Source organism: Cupriavidus pauculus (assembly GCF_002858765.1).
Classification (GTDB): Bacteria; Pseudomonadota; Gammaproteobacteria; order Burkholderiales; family Burkholderiaceae; genus Cupriavidus; species Cupriavidus pauculus_B.
In genome coordinates this window covers 318,289-333,524 of sequence record NZ_PJRP01000005.1, presented here as the reverse complement: position 1 = coordinate 333,524, position 15,236 = coordinate 318,289, and the positions used below count along the sequence as shown (strand labels likewise).

General features: G+C 66.4%; 13 protein-coding genes and 1 tRNA gene. 7 read left to right on the top strand and 7 right to left on the bottom strand.

The features are described 5' to 3' along the window. Positions 1–76 precede the first annotated feature (76 nt). Both CYJ10_RS14210 and CYJ10_RS14205 read right to left on the bottom strand, forming a co-directional pair. A complete protein-coding gene (locus CYJ10_RS14210; RefSeq protein WP_101682110.1) occupies positions 77–1,459 on the bottom strand; it encodes an 8-oxoguanine deaminase in 1,383 nt (460 codons plus the stop codon). A 107-nt stretch (positions 1,460–1,566) separates the two neighbouring features. Further along, positions 1,567–2,466 carry a LysR family transcriptional regulator gene (locus CYJ10_RS14205; protein ID WP_101682163.1) on the bottom strand — a complete coding sequence of 300 codons (900 nt, stop codon included), beginning with the start codon at positions 2,464–2,466 and terminating at the stop codon, positions 1,567–1,569. Between the two features lie 140 nt (positions 2,467–2,606). On the opposite strand from CYJ10_RS14205, the gene CYJ10_RS14200 reads away from it, so the two are divergent. The 5 genes from CYJ10_RS14200 (at position 2,607) to CYJ10_RS14180 (ending at position 10,435) form a co-directional block, all read left to right on the top strand. Then, positions 2,607–2,682: transfer RNA gene (locus CYJ10_RS14200), tRNA-Lys, on the top strand. A 264-nt stretch (positions 2,683–2,946) separates the two neighbouring features. Continuing rightward, entirely contained in the window at positions 2,947–3,924 is a 978-nt protein-coding gene (locus CYJ10_RS14195; protein WP_101682109.1) for a tripartite tricarboxylate transporter substrate binding protein BugE, read from the top strand. A 178-nt stretch (positions 3,925–4,102) separates the two neighbouring features. Continuing rightward, a complete protein-coding gene (locus CYJ10_RS14190; RefSeq protein ID WP_066738921.1) occupies positions 4,103–4,477 on the top strand; it encodes a hypothetical protein in 375 nt (124 codons plus the stop codon). Between the two features lie 384 nt (positions 4,478–4,861). After that, positions 4,862–5,386 (top strand): MarR family transcriptional regulator, encoded by a 525-nt coding sequence (locus CYJ10_RS14185; protein ID WP_101682108.1) that lies wholly within the window; start codon positions 4,862–4,864, stop codon positions 5,384–5,386. Between the two features lie 147 nt (positions 5,387–5,533). Further along, entirely contained in the window at positions 5,534–10,435 is a 4,902-nt protein-coding gene (locus CYJ10_RS14180; RefSeq protein ID WP_101682107.1) for an NAD-glutamate dehydrogenase, read from the top strand. Between the two features lie 126 nt (positions 10,436–10,561). Here the strand turns inward: CYJ10_RS14180 and CYJ10_RS14175 are convergent, their stop codons facing one another. The 3 genes from CYJ10_RS14175 to CYJ10_RS14165 form a co-directional block, all read right to left on the bottom strand. Then, positions 10,562–10,951, bottom strand: a complete 390-nt coding sequence (locus tag CYJ10_RS14175; RefSeq protein ID WP_101682106.1) for a hypothetical protein — start codon at positions 10,949–10,951, stop codon at positions 10,562–10,564. 82 nt (positions 10,952–11,033) lie between these two features. Beyond that, a complete protein-coding gene (locus tag CYJ10_RS34725) occupies positions 11,034–11,270 on the bottom strand; it encodes a hypothetical protein (protein WP_101682105.1) in 237 nt (78 codons plus the stop codon). 103 nt (positions 11,271–11,373) lie between these two features. Continuing rightward, positions 11,374–11,811 (bottom strand): hypothetical protein, encoded by a 438-nt coding sequence (locus CYJ10_RS14165; RefSeq protein ID WP_101682104.1) that lies wholly within the window; start codon positions 11,809–11,811, stop codon positions 11,374–11,376. Between the two features lie 271 nt (positions 11,812–12,082). Here CYJ10_RS14165 and CYJ10_RS14160 point away from each other — a divergent pair, with 271 nt between their 5' ends. Then, positions 12,083–12,343: a hypothetical protein gene (locus tag CYJ10_RS14160; protein WP_101682162.1), complete on the top strand. Its 261-nt coding sequence runs from the start codon at positions 12,083–12,085 to the stop codon at positions 12,341–12,343. Positions 12,344–12,404: 61 nt separating this feature from the next. On the opposite strand, the gene eno is transcribed toward CYJ10_RS14160, so the two are convergent. Continuing rightward, the gene (eno, locus tag CYJ10_RS14155; protein WP_101682103.1) at positions 12,405–13,682 is read right to left on the bottom strand and encodes a phosphopyruvate hydratase; all 1,278 of its coding nucleotides are present in this window, start codon (positions 13,680–13,682) and stop codon (positions 12,405–12,407) included. Between the two features lie 120 nt (positions 13,683–13,802). Here eno and CYJ10_RS14150 point away from each other — a divergent pair, with 120 nt between their 5' ends. Then, entirely contained in the window at positions 13,803–14,666 is an 864-nt protein-coding gene (locus tag CYJ10_RS14150) for a LysR substrate-binding domain-containing protein (RefSeq protein WP_101682102.1), read from the top strand. 101 nt (positions 14,667–14,767) lie between these two features. Here CYJ10_RS14150 and CYJ10_RS14145 read toward each other — a convergent pair whose 3' ends face one another. Further along, entirely contained in the window at positions 14,768–15,196 is a 429-nt protein-coding gene (locus tag CYJ10_RS14145) for a TOBE domain-containing protein (RefSeq protein WP_101682101.1), read from the bottom strand. Between the last annotated feature and the right edge of the window lie 40 nt (positions 15,197–15,236).

Genomic DNA, 15,236 nt, shown 5'->3' with positions numbered 1-15,236 from the left:
GATTCCGCCACGCAAAGCCGGACCGCTCATGCGGTCCGCTCATCAAAGCATCAAACTCTGCCGCCTCAACCCCGCATCAAACCCTGGCGCTCTCGAACAGCGTGCGCGCCAGCCGGCGATGATCGGCCAGCACGTTCGGCAGATCGATCGTGCGCAACTGGCCATCTCGCACCACCACGCGGCCGTTGATGATGCTGGTCGACACGTTGGCCGGCGTACAGAAGACCAGCGCCGCCACCGGGTCGTGACCACCGCCAGCAAAACCCACGGCGGACATGTCAAACGATACGATGTCGGCCGACATGCCCGGCACCAGCGCACCAATATCGTCGCGGTTCAGCACCCGCGCACCGCCCAGCGTGGCAATCTCCAGCGCCTCGCGCGCACTCATGGCCGCCGGACCAAATCCCACGCGCTGCAGCAGCATGGCCTGGCGCGCCTCGCCCAGCATGTGGGCGCCGTCGTTCGACGCACTGCCGTCGACGCCCAGCCCCACCGGCACGCCCGCATCGCGCATGCGGCGAATCGGCGCGATGCCCGATGCCAGCCGCATGTTCGAGCACGGGCAATGCGCCACGCCCGTGCCCGTGCGCGCGAACAGCGCCAGGCCTTCGTCATCGAGCTTCACGCAGTGTGCGTGCCAGACATCGTGTCCCACCCAGCCCAGGTCCTCGGCATATTGCGCCGGCGTCATGCCGAATTTCTCGCGCGAGTAGGCGATGTCGTTGTCGTTCTCGGCCAGGTGCGTGTGCAGCGATACGCCATAGTGGCGCGCCATCGTCGCCGATTCGCGCATCAGGTCGCGCGACACCGAAAACGGCGAGCACGGCGCCAGCACCACACGCAGCATCGCGTGGCGCGAGGCATCGTGGTACTGCTCCACCAGCCGCTGGCTGTCGCGCAGGATATCGGCCTCGCGTTCCACCACCACGTCGGGCGGCAACCCGCCCTGGCTGCAGCCCACGCTCATCGAGCCGCGCGCCGCGTGAAAGCGCATGCCGATCTGCCGCGCCGCATCGATCGAATCGTCGAGCTTCGAGCCGTTCGGGTACAGGTACAGGTGGTCGCTTGTGGTGGTGCAGCCGGACAGCATCAGTTCTGCCATCGCAGTCTGCGTCGACACGCGAATCATCTCGGGCGTCAGGTGCGACCAGATCATGTACAGGTTGGTCAGCCAGCCAAACAGCTCGGCGTCCTGCGCGGCCGGCACGGCCCGCGTCAGGCTCTGGTACATGTGATGGTGCGTGTTGACCAGGCCGGGCATCACCACATGGCCGCGCATGTTCACGACTTCGGCAGTGCCGTCGTCGACCATGCGGCGATAGGTCTCGGGCAGATTGGCGGTGGCACCCACCCATTCGATGGCAGGGCCGTTCGCGACCAAGGCGCCGTCCGCGATCTCGCGGCGCTGAGCGTCCATGGTGACCAGTACGTCGGCGTGCTGGAGGATCAGGGTCATGGCAGGGGTGTGTCCGGATTAGGTATGCCCCGGAGTCTACGCATCGCCGGCCGGCACCCCCAAGCGCAGAATTTCGCGCGGGGTGTCCACAATTTGTGGACAGACGGCTATCGAAACAGGCCCGCCAGCGCGTCGGCCATGGCGTCGGCCATCAAGCCGGCGGCGGGCGACAGCGGACTGCGGCCACGCGCCACCAGCCGCAGCGTCTGGCGCTGCAGGCCGCTGTCCCGCAGCGGCACGAACACCACCGCGCCGCGCGCCCGCTCCTCCATCACATCGAGCGGGTTCAGCAGCGCCACCCCGGCCCCCGTCGCCACCAGGCGCTGGATCAGCACCACCGAGGTGGATTCGACAACCGGCATCAACTCGATCGACTGACGGGCGAAGGCATCGTCGACCAGCGCGCGGATCGATAGCGACGGTGCGGGCAGGATCAGCGGATAGCCGGCGCATTCGCCCAGCGTGGCCGAAGTCTGGGCCGCCAGCGGATGTCCCGGCGCCACCACGGCGCCGATCGACCAGTCGCGGCTGGCCACCACGCGAAACGCCGCCACTTCCGGCAGGTCGTAGCCGAGCCCCAGGTCGGCATCGCCCTGCTCTACCGCCGTGACGATGCCGCTGACCGGCAGATCGGCCACCCGCACGACGATACCGGGCTGATGCTGGCGGAAGTCATGCACGAGCGACGGCATCAGCGCGCCAGCCAGGCCCGAAGTCGTGGCAACGGTCACCATGCCGCGCCGCGCCCCCTTGATCTCGGCCACGCGTGCCTGCAGCGCCTCGTGCTCGCGCAGCGTTTGCCGGACATGCGCCAGCACGGCCTCGCCAAGCGGTGTCAGGTGCAGCCGCTTGCGGATGCGGTCGAACAGCGGTGCGCCAAGATCGGCTTCCAGTTCAAGGATCTGGCGATTGATCGCCGTGGGCGCCACGTGCAGGGATTCCGCCGCCCGCCGGATCGAACCACGGCGAACAACCTCGTCGAGATAGCGGAGAACGCGTGCGTGCATGGGCGGACAGGAAGATGGAAGAAAGCGGCCGGACAGGCCGCCGGGAATCCGCGCATTGTACGGCGCAGCAAATTCTTCAAAAAAATAGCCGAAGGGGCTTGCGCGATACAAAATCCCTTGTTAAAATCTTTTTCTTCGTTGGGGCGTTAGCTCAGTTGGTAGAGCAGCGGACTCTTAATCCGTAGGTCGAGTGTTCGAGTCACTCACGCCCCACCAGCGAATTCCAGAAAAGCCCGAAGCCTCAACCGCTTCGGGCTTTTTGCTTTCCGGCCACCTGATTTCGGGCCATCAGGCGCGCGCCCCTCCTCCCCCGCCCGACGCCGTCGCCCGGTGGTCTGATCTCCACGGGTTCCCCCCTATATCCCACCCCTCGCCTTTCGCGGTTGAATGCTCCCCGACGCATATCACGGAACGTAGTTCCGTATTGCGGAACCCGAGTCCGGAGCCGGGCAATACAAGCAATATGTTGGGAGGCATCTCTTGAAAGCTGTTCTGAAAGTGGGCGCTGCGGGCGCCCTTGCCGCATTGGGTCTGGTTGCAACCGCCGCGCAAGCGCAGTCGTATCCGAACAAGCCGATTCGCCTGATCGTGCCGTTCGCAGCGGGCGGCACCACCGATATCGTTGGCCGCGCCGTGTCCGATGCGCTGGGCCGCGAACTGGGCCAGCCGGTGGTGGTGGAAAACCGTGGCGGCGGCGGTGGCGCGATTGGCGCCGACGCACTGGCCAAGTCCGCGCCGGACGGCTACACGCTGGGCATCGCCACCGTGAGCACGATGGCTACCAACCCGGCTACGAACGCCAAGAACCCGTACGATCCGATCAAGGATTTCGCCCCGATCACGAACCTCGTGAACGTGCCGAACGTGCTGACGGTGAACCCGAAGGTGCCCGCGAAGAACCTCAAGGAATTCGTGGCCCTGCTCAAGTCGAATCCGGGCAAGTACAGCTATGCGTCGGCCGGCAAGGGCAGCATCTCGCATCTGGACGGCGAGCTGTTCAAGTACATCACCAAGACCGACATGGTCCACATCCCCTATCGTGGATCGGGCCCGGCGCTGAATGACACGCTGGCTGGCCAGGTGAACGCCCAGTTCGACAACCTGCCGTCGTCGATGCCGTTCATCCAGAGCGACAAGCTGCGTGCGCTGGCCGTGGCCGCGCCCAAGCGCGTGGAAGGCCTGCCCAACGTGCCGACCTTCGCCGAGGAAGGCATGAAGGACATGAACAACATGGCCTGGTACGGTCTGGTGGCGCCGGCAGGCACGCCGGCCGCGATCGTCACGAAGGTGCACGATGCCGCCATCAAGGCCCTGCAGGACCCGAACGTGAAGAAGCGCCTGCACGACGCCGGCGCCTACCCCGACGGCAATACGCAGCAGCAATATGCCGCGCAGATCAAGCGCGAACTGGAACTGCGCAAGAAGATTGCGACCGACCAGAACATCACGCTCGAATGACAGCCTGATGATGGCGTGGCAGTAACGTGACGCGCCCGTCGCCCGAGTATTGTTACTACAACTCCTGGCGGCAGGCCGTCACAAATCCCGGTACAGTGTCATTATCGATCCAGGCATTTTCTACAAATTTCTGTTTTTGGCCGGCCCCACTGCCCGGCCCTCACTCGAGAGGATAATGATGCTGAAGAAGACCGTACCGACGCTGATCGTTGCCGCCCTGACTGCCCTGGGCGCCGTGCAGCTGGCCCACGCGCAGAAGAACTACACCGACGGCGGCGATCTCTACAGCGGCAGCCACACCAAGAACAAGGCGAATCCGAACCAGAATCCGGCCAAGTCCGGCAAGTTCGATCCGTACACCGATGGCGCGAAGAAGTCGACGCGCGCCGATCTGGCCCCGAACAAGAAGGCCGACCCGTACACCGACGGCGCGAAGTCCGGCAAGCCGGACCCGTATCTGGATGGCGCGAAGAGCGGCAAGCCCGATCCGTACCTGGACGGCGCCAAGTCCGGCAAGGCCGATCCGTACACCGACGGCGCCAAGAAGCAGTAAGACAACGCAGCACGACAGTCGGCGCCAGCGGACCCCCGGTCCGCACTTCCAGTGCCACCGTCTCCAGGCCCCTGCCATCGCGCAGGGGCTTTTCATTTGCGCACAGCCCGCACCCCCTGCCCGCACATCAGACGTCAGACACCTGGCCCGCCCTGCAGCACCAAGCGGCAACCGCGCCGCCTCGGCCAAAAGATTGACTAGGACATACCCGACATGTCACGCAAATGTCCCAACATTACTGATAGTGTTCGGCCTACCGATTTTCAATGAAAGAGCGACCCGCCCGAAAGAGAGGCAGGCGCCACAGCCGCCCGGGCCGGCCAATGCACCGGCCCAAGAAGTGTCCAGGCGGCAAGAAACCCCTTGTATGGGAGACCTGAGCAAATGCAGCCCAAAGCACTCGAAATCCACGAGCCTGTCGTGCTCTCGCTTGTCGACGCGGTCACCGCGTGGCAAAGCGCCCTGGAACAGACGCTGAGCGTCTCCGGGCTGACCTATCCCAAATGGCTGATGTTGCGCGCCATCCGCGCCGGCGAATTCGCACGCGGCGAGCCATGCCAGGGCGCGATCTTCCTCGACGTGCCCCAGACCGAGCGGCTGCTGCGCGAACTCCATGCCGATGGCTGGCTGGAGTTTCCGAGCGATGGCACGCCGCAGATCGCGCCTGAAGCCTTTTCGCGCCTGGAGCGCGCGGCGCTGGCCGTGCGTGCGCTGCATTCGGTCTCGATTTCGCACCTGGCCCCGGCGGAACGCACCGCGTTGACCAGCCTGCTGCATCGCATGACCGCCACGCTGGACCACCACACGGAACGCCACAGCCGCCAGGCTGCCCGCAACACGGCAGAGTTATCGCTGGTGGTAGCCGCCGAGCACGCTGGCCGCACCGCCCAGCACGCGCTGGCCGCCTGACCGGCCCGGGCTTCGGCCCCTTCGCCGCCGTTACGGCCCTGACGCCCCGCCCTGCGGGGCGTCGTCGTTTTATCACCCCGGCCTCGTAAATCTTTCCTACAGTGTGAGCATGCACCGGCACACCACCGAGAACACCGAGGAGAGGCCATGCCCCCGGAGAACGAAGAAAAGGTTGCGCAACTGCTCGATGATCTGGTTGCATTCGCCCGTGAGCGCCTGCCCGCCGCCACGTTCGCCATCGTCGAGCCATTGTTCCGGCATTACTACGACCTGGCCGATGCCGAAGACCTGCTGGCGCGCGACGTGGCGGACCTGTATGGCGCCGTGATGGCGCACTGGCAGACAGCACAGAAATTCGTTTCGGGCGCCGCGCGGCTGCGCGTGTACAATCCGAACCTGGAAGAACATGGCTGGCATTCCGACCACACGATCATCGAGATCGTGAACGACGACATGCCGTTCCTGGTGGACTCCGTGGCGATGGAAATCAACCGTCACGGGCTGACCCTGCATTCGGCCATCCACCCGGTGTTCCGCGTCTGCCGCGACGCGCGCGGCGCGATCGAGAGCATCGGCCTGGGCGGCACCGAGGCCAGCACCGATAGCTGCCGGCTCGAATCGTTCATCCATTTTGAAGTAGACCGCACTGGCGAGGCCACCCGGCTCGACGCGCTGCGCATGGGCATTGGCGCAGCCCTTGGCGACGTGCGCGCGGCCGTGGAAGACTGGCCGCGCATGCGCCAGATCGCCCAGGAAACCGTGGCCGGCATGGCCCACACGGCCGACGCCGGCACGCCGGAATCGGCCGAGGCGCGGGCGTTCCTGGAGTGGATGCTGGACGACCATTTCACGTTCCTGGGCCAGCGCGACTACGAACTGGTATCGCGCGACGGCCAGTACTTCCTGCGCGGCGTGGCAGGCTCGGGCGCGGGCATCCTGCGCGAGGCCCTGCGCGACCCGGGCACCGACGACGTCACGCCCCTGCCGCCGGCCGCACGCGCCATCATCGAAGGCGCGTCGCCAATCTTCATCACCAAGGCCAACTCTCGATCCACCGTGCATCGTCCGGGCTATCTCGACTATGTCGGCGTGAAGCTGCTCGATGCCAACGGCAAGCTGTTCGGCGAGCGCCGCTACGTGGGCCTGTACACGTCCACGGCCTACATGGTGAGCACCAGCGAGATTCCGCTGGTGCGCCGCAAGTGCGCCAACATCCTGCAGCGGGCTGGCTTCCTGACCAAAGGCCACCTGTACAAGTCGCTGGTGACGATCCTGGAGCAGTATCCGCGCGACGAACTGTTCCAGGCCGACGAGGACGAGCTGTTCGATATCACGCTGGGCATCCTGCGCCTGCAGGAACACCAGCGCACACGGCTGTTCGTGCGGCGCGACCGCTTCGACCGCTTTATCTCGTGCCTGGTCTTCGTGCCGCGCGACAAGTACAACACCGACCTGCGCCAGCGCATCCAGAAGCTGCTGGTGCAGTCGTTCAACGGCACCAGTTGCGAATTCACGCCGCAACTGTCGGAATCGCCGCTGGCGCGCATCCAGCTGACGGTACGCGGCCAGCCCGGCACCATGCCCGAGGTCGACACGCGCGAACTCGAAGAGAAGATCGTGCAGGCCACGCGCCGCTGGCAGGACGATCTGGCGCAGGCGCTGCACGACAGCCGCGGCGAGGAACAAGGCAACCGCCTGCTGCGCCGCTACGGGGATTCGTTCCCGGCCGGCTTTCGGGAAGACTACGCAGCCCGCACCGCCGTGCGCGATATCGAGCTGATGGAACACGCGCGCCAGCATCCCAGCAAGCTGGCGATGAACCTGTACCGGCCGATCGAGGCCGCATCGGGCGCCTTCCGCTTCAAGGTGTACCGCGCCGGCGAACCCATCGCGCTGTCGCTGAGCCTGCCGATGCTGGAACACCTGGGCGTGCGCGTGGACGAGGAACGGCCCTACCTGATCGAGCCCGACGGCTGCGAGCCCGTGTGGATCCACGACTTCGGCCTGGAGATCGCGGCCGACCCCGACGGCAAGCCGCTGGACGTCGATATCGAGAAGATCAAGCCGCTGTTCGAGGACGCCTTCGCCCGCGCCTGGAACGGCGAGATCGAGAACGACGACTTCAACCGGCTGGTGCTGCGCGCGGGCCTGGCGGCGCGCGACGTGACCATCCTGCGCGCCTACGCCAAGTACCTGCGCCAGGTGGGCTCCACGTTCAGCAACGCGTATATCGAACGGGCCCTGACGGCCAACCCCAATATCGCGGCGATGCTGGTGTCGCTGTTCCTGGCGCGCTTCGACCCGGCCACCGCCACCGTGCCCGCCCCCGCCATGGCCTCCGACAACGCGGAAAAGACCGGCGACCCGCGCATCCACAAATGGCTGGCCGATATCGACGCCGCGCTCGACCAGGTGCCCAACCTGGACGAGGACCGCATCCTGCGGCTGTTCCTGAACGTGATCAACGCCACGGTGCGCACCAACTATTTTCATCGCGGGACGGACGGGCAGTCGCGCCCGTACGTGTCGTTCAAGTTTAATCCGGCGCTGGTGCAGGGCCTGCCCGAACCGCGCCCGATGTTCGAGATCTGGGTCTATTCGCCGCGCGTGGAAGGCGTGCACCTGCGCGGCGGACGCGTGGCGCGCGGCGGCCTGCGCTGGTCGGACCGCCGCGAAGACTTCCGCACCGAGGTGCTGGGCCTGATGAAGGCCCAGATGGTCAAGAACACGGTGATCGTGCCCGTGGGCTCCAAGGGGGGCTTCGTGGTCAAGCGCCCGCCGCCGGCCACCGATCGTGACGCCTTCCTGGCCGAGGGCGTCGCCTGCTACCAGACCTTCCTGCGCGGCCTGCTGGACCTGACCGACAACCTGGTGTCGGGCCAGCTGGTGCCGCCGCCCGACGTGGTGCGCCACGACGAGAACGACCCCTACCTGGTGGTGGCAGCCGACAAGGGCACGGCCACGTTCTCGGACTATGCCAATGCGATTTCGGCCGAGTACGGCTTCTGGCTCGACGACGCCTTCGCGTCGGGCGGCTCGGTCGGCTACGACCACAAGAAGATGGCCATCACGGCGCGCGGGGCGTGGGAAAGCGTCAAGCGGCACTTCCGCGAAATGGGCGTCAACATCCAGACCACGCCGTTCACGGTGGTGGGCGTGGGCGACATGTCGGGCGACGTGTTCGGCAACGGCATGCTGCTGTCGCCCCATATCAAGCTGCTGGCCGCGTTCGACCATCGGCATATCTTCCTGGACCCCGATCCCGATTGCGCCAGAACGCTGGCCGAGCGCCAGCGCCTGTTCGACCTGCCGCGCTCCAGCTGGGCCGACTACGACACCGCGCTGATCTCGGCCGGTGGCGGCATATTCCCGCGCACGGCCAAGACGATTCCGCTGTCGCCGCAAGTGCAGGCCGTGCTGGGCATCCAGGCCACGACGCTGTCGCCGAACGAACTGATGCACGCGATCCTGACCGCGCCGGTGGATCTGCTCTACAACGGCGGCATCGGCACGTACGTCAAGGCCAGCACCGAGACGCACCTGCAGGCCGGCGACCGGTCCAACGACGCGATTCGCGTGAACGGTAACGAACTGCGCTGCAAGGTGGTGGGCGAAGGTGGCAACCTGGGTTTCACGCAGCTGGGCCGCATCGAGTTCGCGCGCAACGGCGGCCGCATCAATACGGACGCCATCGACAACTCGGCCGGCGTCGATTGCTCGGACCACGAGGTCAACATCAAGATCCTGCTCGGCCTGGTGGTGGCCGATGGCGAGATGACCGAGAAGCAGCGCAACAAGCTGCTGGCCGAGATGACCGACGAAGTGGGCCTGCTGGTGCTGGAGGACAACTACTACCAGACCCAGGCGCTGTCGGTGGCCGGGCGCGAGGCGCCGACGCTGGTGGATGCCGAAGGCCGGCTGATCCGCTGGCTGGAACGCGCGGGCCGCCTCAACCGTCCGCTCGAATTCCTGCCGCCCGACACCGACATCGCCGAACGCAAGTCGCTGGGCCAGGGCCTGACATCGCCCGAGCGCGCGGTGCTGCTGGCCTACAGCAAGATGTGGCTCTACGACGAACTGCTGGTGTCTGACCTGCCCGAGGACGCACTGGTGGCGGGCCTGCTGATCGACTACTTCCCGAAGCCGCTGCAACAGCAGCATGCGGCGGCCATGCAGCGGCATCCGCTGCGGCGCGAGATCCTGGCCACGCACCTGACCAACATGCTGGTGAACCGCATCGGCGCCACGTTCGTCCACCGGCTGATGGAAGAGACCGATGCCCGGCCCGCCGACATCGTGCGCGCCTGCCTGCTGGCGCGCGACGTGTTCGGGCTGACCGCGCTGTGGGAACGCATCGACGCACTCGACAATCGCGTGGACGACGCCGTCCAGGCGCGCATGTTCGGCGCGCTGGGCCGGCTGCTGGAGCGCGCCACACTATGGTTCGTGCGCTACCTGCGAGGCGGCGGCACCGTCGAGCCGGGTGCAACGCGTTTCATGGAGGCCGCGCAGTGGCTGACGCCGCAACTGGCCACGCTGCTGCCACCCGAGACCTCGCAGGCCATGGCCGATGCGGCGCTGTCGCTGACCGAGGCCGGTGTCGACGACGACCTCGCGCTGCGCGTGGCGGCCAGCGACACCGCCGCAGCCGCGCTGGACATTGCCGAGGTGGCGGCGGCGTGCCATCGCAGCCTGGGGGCGGTGGCGGCGGTCTACTTCGCACTCGACACCGAGCTGAACTTCGGCTGGCTACGCGAACGCGCGCTGTCACTGCCGGCCGATACGCACTGGGACTTGCTCGCGCGCACCACCACGCTGGAAGACCTGGGCCGCCTCAAGCGCGCGCTGACCACCAGCGTGCTGGCGCAGGCGCAGGACAGCGACGATGCGGCGGCGATGATCCACGGCTGGCGCGGCAGCCGTCAGGTAGCACTGGACCGCTACGCGCAGATGCTGACCGACCAGCGCGCGTCGGGAGTGTCCGGCGCGGCGGCGTTGTCGATGCTGTCGGTGGCCGTCAGGGAAATCGGCCTGCTGGAACGCGCCTGACACCGGCGCGCGCATCGATCGCACCGCCAATGGAAACGGCCCGCGCTCAGGCGGGCCGGCAGGTGGGGTGGTCAAACAGTCGTATGAGGTGAAGCACGGCGTACGACGGTTCGGGATGTGGCGGCTTCAGTCGTCGTCGATGACGTCGTCGTCGTCCATATCGCGCAGGGGCGGCGCGTCGTCGCCATCGTCGGTCAGATCATCGTTCGCCCCGTCGCCGCGCGCGCGGAACTCGAGCCCCAGGCGCAGGAACAGATCGAACGCATCGGCCAGCAAATGCTTCTGGCGCGGCAGCAGGCTCGCATACGGCATGTCGTAGATCGACTGATGCGTGCCGCGCGCCCCCTTGAGGCCGCGGTCTCGTGCGATGTCAGACAGCAGCGCGGCAAAGCCCGAGAGATCCTGCGCGGCCAGCGCGGTGTTCAGCACTCTGGCAATGACCTGTGGGGATGCACCCGACCATCCAATGACTTCGGCATTGGAGGCGGCATCGTGAGAGATATCGCTAATGTCCATGATTGTCTTAACGGCCCAAGACCGCGCCGCCTTGAGGTGACATCGCTATCGCGATTGACGGTGCCCCTCTTGCGCGGCGGGATCAGTGCCGTTTTCCACGGTGAGGCGCCGGCCTGGACGGACGCTCCGGCGCCGCAGCGGCGGGAGCGCGAGGAACCTGGCGGTATCTGGGCGCGCCGTCCGGCCCTTTGCGGGCCTCCAGGTGATTGCGCGCGCCACATAGCGGGCAGCGAAACAGCGGGCCCTGCCCTTCGTTCCGGATCTCCACCTCGTCGGGTGCCCATTGCGCACCGCAAGGCTGGTTCTGGCAGACAAACATCATGAACTCCAAATGAAGCGAGTCATCGTATCACGCACGCATCGCGGGTCACACCGCGCCCATGCATGAATCACGCCCCACGTCGGCGGGATGGCGTGACTGTCTAGCCATTGTTCTGTACCCAGTGACGTGCCCATGCGCCCGCCGCCAGCCGCGCTTCGGGCGCACTCAGAAACGTGGCCGGCGGACCGCCCGCTTCCTGCACGACCGCCCCGGCTTCCCAGATATCGCACCACGCGCGATAACGCTCCGGCGCCAGGGCCTGCCAGAACAGATGCACGACAAACCCACGGTACTCGAACATGTCGGACCCGCCGTCGGTCTGGTGCGACGCGGCCACCGAACGCATCGGCCTGACAGGACGATCCTCTGCCTCATCGGCCTCATCGCCATCATTGGCGCCGGCCGCGCCCGACGTCCCGACCGGCAACCTGTCGCGTCGCGCCCGTTCGACGCCCAGCCATGCACATACGCCAGCCGTGATGGCACCCGTCAGCAACCCCGCAGCAAACCAGCACGTCCTGCTATCCCTTTCCAGCATGCGCAGCCTCCCGCTTCGAGACGTCTCTCCGATGTCGAGAGACGCCGGAAGATCGGAGGTTCCTGCACTTCAGGTTATACCAATCTGGCGAAGGGTCAGCGGTGGGAGGGCATGGATGTGCCGCCGGCGCGGCCCAATGTCGTCGAAGCGAGACTTTTCTGAATCGAAGACCGGTGGGGAAAATTGAGAATTCGGCACGTGCAGCGGCGAGGCAAGGCCGCTATACTACTGTATGTTTATACAGTATCCGAACCGCTGCACCTGGACCCTCATGCCCGCCTACCAAGCCGCCTCGATCCTGCTGGAAGCCCATTACTTCGGTGACGATGCCGAGTTGCTGCGCCTGCCTTGTGACAGCGTCACCGTGCAGGGCGGCGCGATTGTCGTCGATGGCCTGGAAACCCGCTTCCTGCGCGGCCTGCGCTGGACACCGGACTACCTGTCGTTCGAGGCCGGCGGCGATCATCATCGGTATCCCGTCAGCCGCCCGGCGGTGGTGGGGCCGCAGGCCGCCCGCTTCGCGCTGCTATAGATGGCTGGGGCGCGGGGTTCAGGGCTTCGGGTCGCGGCGGCGGTTTATCCACCCTGGCGCATCAACGCCGCAACGCTGACCCGCCCGCATACAGGGCCCGCCCCCCGAGCATGCGCTCGATGCGCAGCAACTGGTTGTACTTGGCCGTACGATCCGCGCGCGACAACGACCCGGTCTTGATCTGCCCGCAGCGGGTGGCCACGGCCAAATCGGCAATCGTGACATCCTCGGTCTCGCCGGAGCGATGCGACATCACTGCGGCATAGCCATGGCCATGGGCCACTCGTACCGTTTCCAGCATTTCGCTGAGCGTGCCAATCTGGTTGGGCTTGACCAGGATCGCATTGGCGATATGCCGATCCACGCCTTCGCGCAGCAGCGTGGGATGGGTGCAGAACACATCGTCACCCACCAACTGGCAACGCTTGCCCAGTCGCTGCGTCAGCAACTGCCAGCCTTCCGCATCGTCCTCGGTCATGCCATCTTCGATCGACACAATCGGATAGCGCGTTGCAAGCCCGACCAGATAGTCCACCTGCTCGACGCGCGAACGCGTGACGCCTTCCCCTGCATAGCGATACTGGCCGTCGGCATACAGCTCGCTCGCGGCGGGGTCCAGGGCCAGCGCGATGTCCTGGCCTGCGCGGTATCCGGCCCGGCCGATCGCTTCGACCAGGAAGTCCAGCGCCGACTCCGCGGTGCGCAGCGCGGGCGCGAAGCCGCCCTCGTCACCCACGTTCGTGTTGTGACCCTCGGCCTTGAGCAGGCCACGCAGCGTATGGAAGACCTCGGCGCTACCCCGCACGGCATCGGCAAATGTGGCCGCGCCCACCGGGGCAATCATGAATTCCTGAAAATCGAGCGCGTTGTCGGCGTGGGCACCGCCGTTGATGACGTTGATCAACGGCAGCGGCAACAGCGTGGCGCGGTCACCGCCCAGGCTGGCGAACAGCGGCAGTTGCTTCGAGGCGGCTGCGGCCCGTGCCACGGCCAGCGACACGCCAAGCATGGCGTTGGCGCCCAGCCTGCTTTTGTCAGGCGTGCCATCCATATCGATCATGATCGTGTCGACCTGCGCCTGATCGCGGGCATCGCGCCCCAGCAGCGCATCGCGCAGCGTGGAGTCGACCGCCCGCACGGCACGCGACACGCCCCGCCCCAGAAAGCGGCGCGGGTCGCCATCGCGCAATTCCAGCGCTTCACGCGCCCCGGTGGACGCCCCCGACGGCACGATGGCACGGCCGCTGGCGCCATCGTCCAGCACCACTTCCACCTCGACGGTCGGGTTGCCCCGGCTGTCCAGCACCTCCAGTCCCGCCACCGCCACGATCCGCGCCATGCCAAATCCCCCTGTGAGAACTTCGTGAGAAAAATATCGATGGATGGATCGTAAAGACCTTCCTGCCCGACGAATATCGAGTTATTTTCCTGAATTCGTCAGCTTTTCTCACAAATCACCATGCGCATCCTGCCCCCGATGTCCACGCTGCGCGCGTTCGAGGCCACGGCCCGCACCGGTTCGGTCACGCGCGCTGCCGAGGAACTGTGCCGCACCCACGGCGCGGTCAGCCGGCAGTTGCGCCAGTTGCAGGACCACGCCGGCGTGGAGCTGTTCGAGCGCGATGGCACCGGCGTCCGGCTCAACGACCACGGCCATGCGTTCTACGATGTGGTGCGCGCGGTGTTCGAGCAGCTCGAACAAGGCTACGGCCGCGTCCTCGATCAGGCGCGCGGCCCCACGCTGCATGTGGCCTGCAGCGCCACCTTCGCGATGCGCTGGCTGGTGCCGGAACTGGCGGATTTCTATCGCGTCCGCCCCGATATCCGGATTCGGCTATCGATGACGTCGGCCCGCGAGATGCGCACCGAAGGCGCCGACGTGGTGATCGCGTGGGATCTGTCTTCCTACCCCGCCGCCGACCAGCAGCGCGCCATGCCGCTGGCGCCCGTCCTGTTTGGGCCCGTCTGCACGCCGGACCACGCAAAACGGATCGCCAACGGGGTACGGATCACCCACGATTTCACGTCGAGTGCGTGGGATCAATGGGAGGCAAAGACCGGCAAGCGCATCGCGCCCAACGGCGGGCTGACGTTTCCGCATACCCATCTGTGCATTCAGGCCGCGCTGGCGGGGCTGGGGGTGGCGCTGGTGGAGCAGCGGCTGATTCGCGGCGAACTGGATTCGGGCGCGCTGGTGGCGCCGTATGGCTTTACGGCGTTCGACGGCGGACTGAGGGCGGTGCCGGCCGAGCGCCAGGCTTGCGCCGGCATGCACGCCGACATCGCGGCATTCGTCGGCTGGCTGCGCGAGCGCCTGGGATAGAAGGCGCGGGCTGGATCGTCCGGATTGCGCTGGTCGAGCCCTGGCACGCCCCTCGCCCGCGTGCGGGAAAGGGGCGGAAGGCGGAGGTGGCGATCAGGCGATCAGGCGTCGATGCCGACGATCACGCTCGACGCCTTGAACATGGCCGCAGCGGCCTTGCCCACGGCCAGGCCCAGGCGATCGACGCTGTTGTTGGTGATGATGGCGGACACGGCCAGGCCGCTGGCATCGGTGATCGTCAGGTCGGCATTGACGGCCCCCTTGGTCAACTCGGTGACCTTGCCCTGTACCACGTTGCGGGCCGAAACCTTGTTGGCGTCGGCGTCGACCATCACGATGACCGACGTGGCCTTGACCAACGCCACGGCCTTCTTGCCCTGCGTCAGGCCCAGGCGTGCCGCGCTGTCGTGGGTGACGGTGGCCACGATCTGCTGGCCACCGGCCAGCTTGATCACGATCTCGTCATTGACGGCACCTGCCGTGGCTTGCACGACTTCGCCCGAGAACTGGTTACGCGCGCTGGTTTGCATGGTTTTTCTCCGTGTATGGCGTTTTTGCGATATCTCAAAG

Coding starts and splice junctions, on each gene's coding strand:
- CYJ10_RS14210 (WP_101682110.1), bottom strand. CDS start 1,459: ATGACCCTGATCCTCCAGCACGCCGACGTACTGGTCACCATGGACGCT.
- CYJ10_RS14205 (WP_101682163.1), bottom strand. CDS start 2,466: ATGCACGCACGCGTTCTCCGCTATCTCGACGAGGTTGTTCGCCGTGGT.
- CYJ10_RS14190 (WP_066738921.1), top strand. CDS start 4,103: ATGCTGAAGAAGACCGTACCGACGCTGATCGTTGCCGCCCTGACTGCC.
- CYJ10_RS14185 (WP_101682108.1), top strand. CDS start 4,862: ATGCAGCCCAAAGCACTCGAAATCCACGAGCCTGTCGTGCTCTCGCTT.
- CYJ10_RS14180 (WP_101682107.1), top strand. CDS start 5,534: ATGCCCCCGGAGAACGAAGAAAAGGTTGCGCAACTGCTCGATGATCTG.
- CYJ10_RS14175 (WP_101682106.1), bottom strand. CDS start 10,951: ATGGACATTAGCGATATCTCTCACGATGCCGCCTCCAATGCCGAAGTC.
- CYJ10_RS34725 (WP_101682105.1), bottom strand. CDS start 11,270: ATGTTTGTCTGCCAGAACCAGCCTTGCGGTGCGCAATGGGCACCCGAC.
- CYJ10_RS14165 (WP_101682104.1), bottom strand. CDS start 11,811: ATGCTGGAAAGGGATAGCAGGACGTGCTGGTTTGCTGCGGGGTTGCTG.
- CYJ10_RS14160 (WP_101682162.1), top strand. CDS start 12,083: ATGCCCGCCTACCAAGCCGCCTCGATCCTGCTGGAAGCCCATTACTTC.
- eno (WP_101682103.1), bottom strand. CDS start 13,682: ATGGCGCGGATCGTGGCGGTGGCGGGACTGGAGGTGCTGGACAGCCGG.
- CYJ10_RS14150 (WP_101682102.1), top strand. CDS start 13,803: ATGCGCATCCTGCCCCCGATGTCCACGCTGCGCGCGTTCGAGGCCACG.
- CYJ10_RS14145 (WP_101682101.1), bottom strand. CDS start 15,196: ATGCAAACCAGCGCGCGTAACCAGTTCTCGGGCGAAGTCGTGCAAGCC.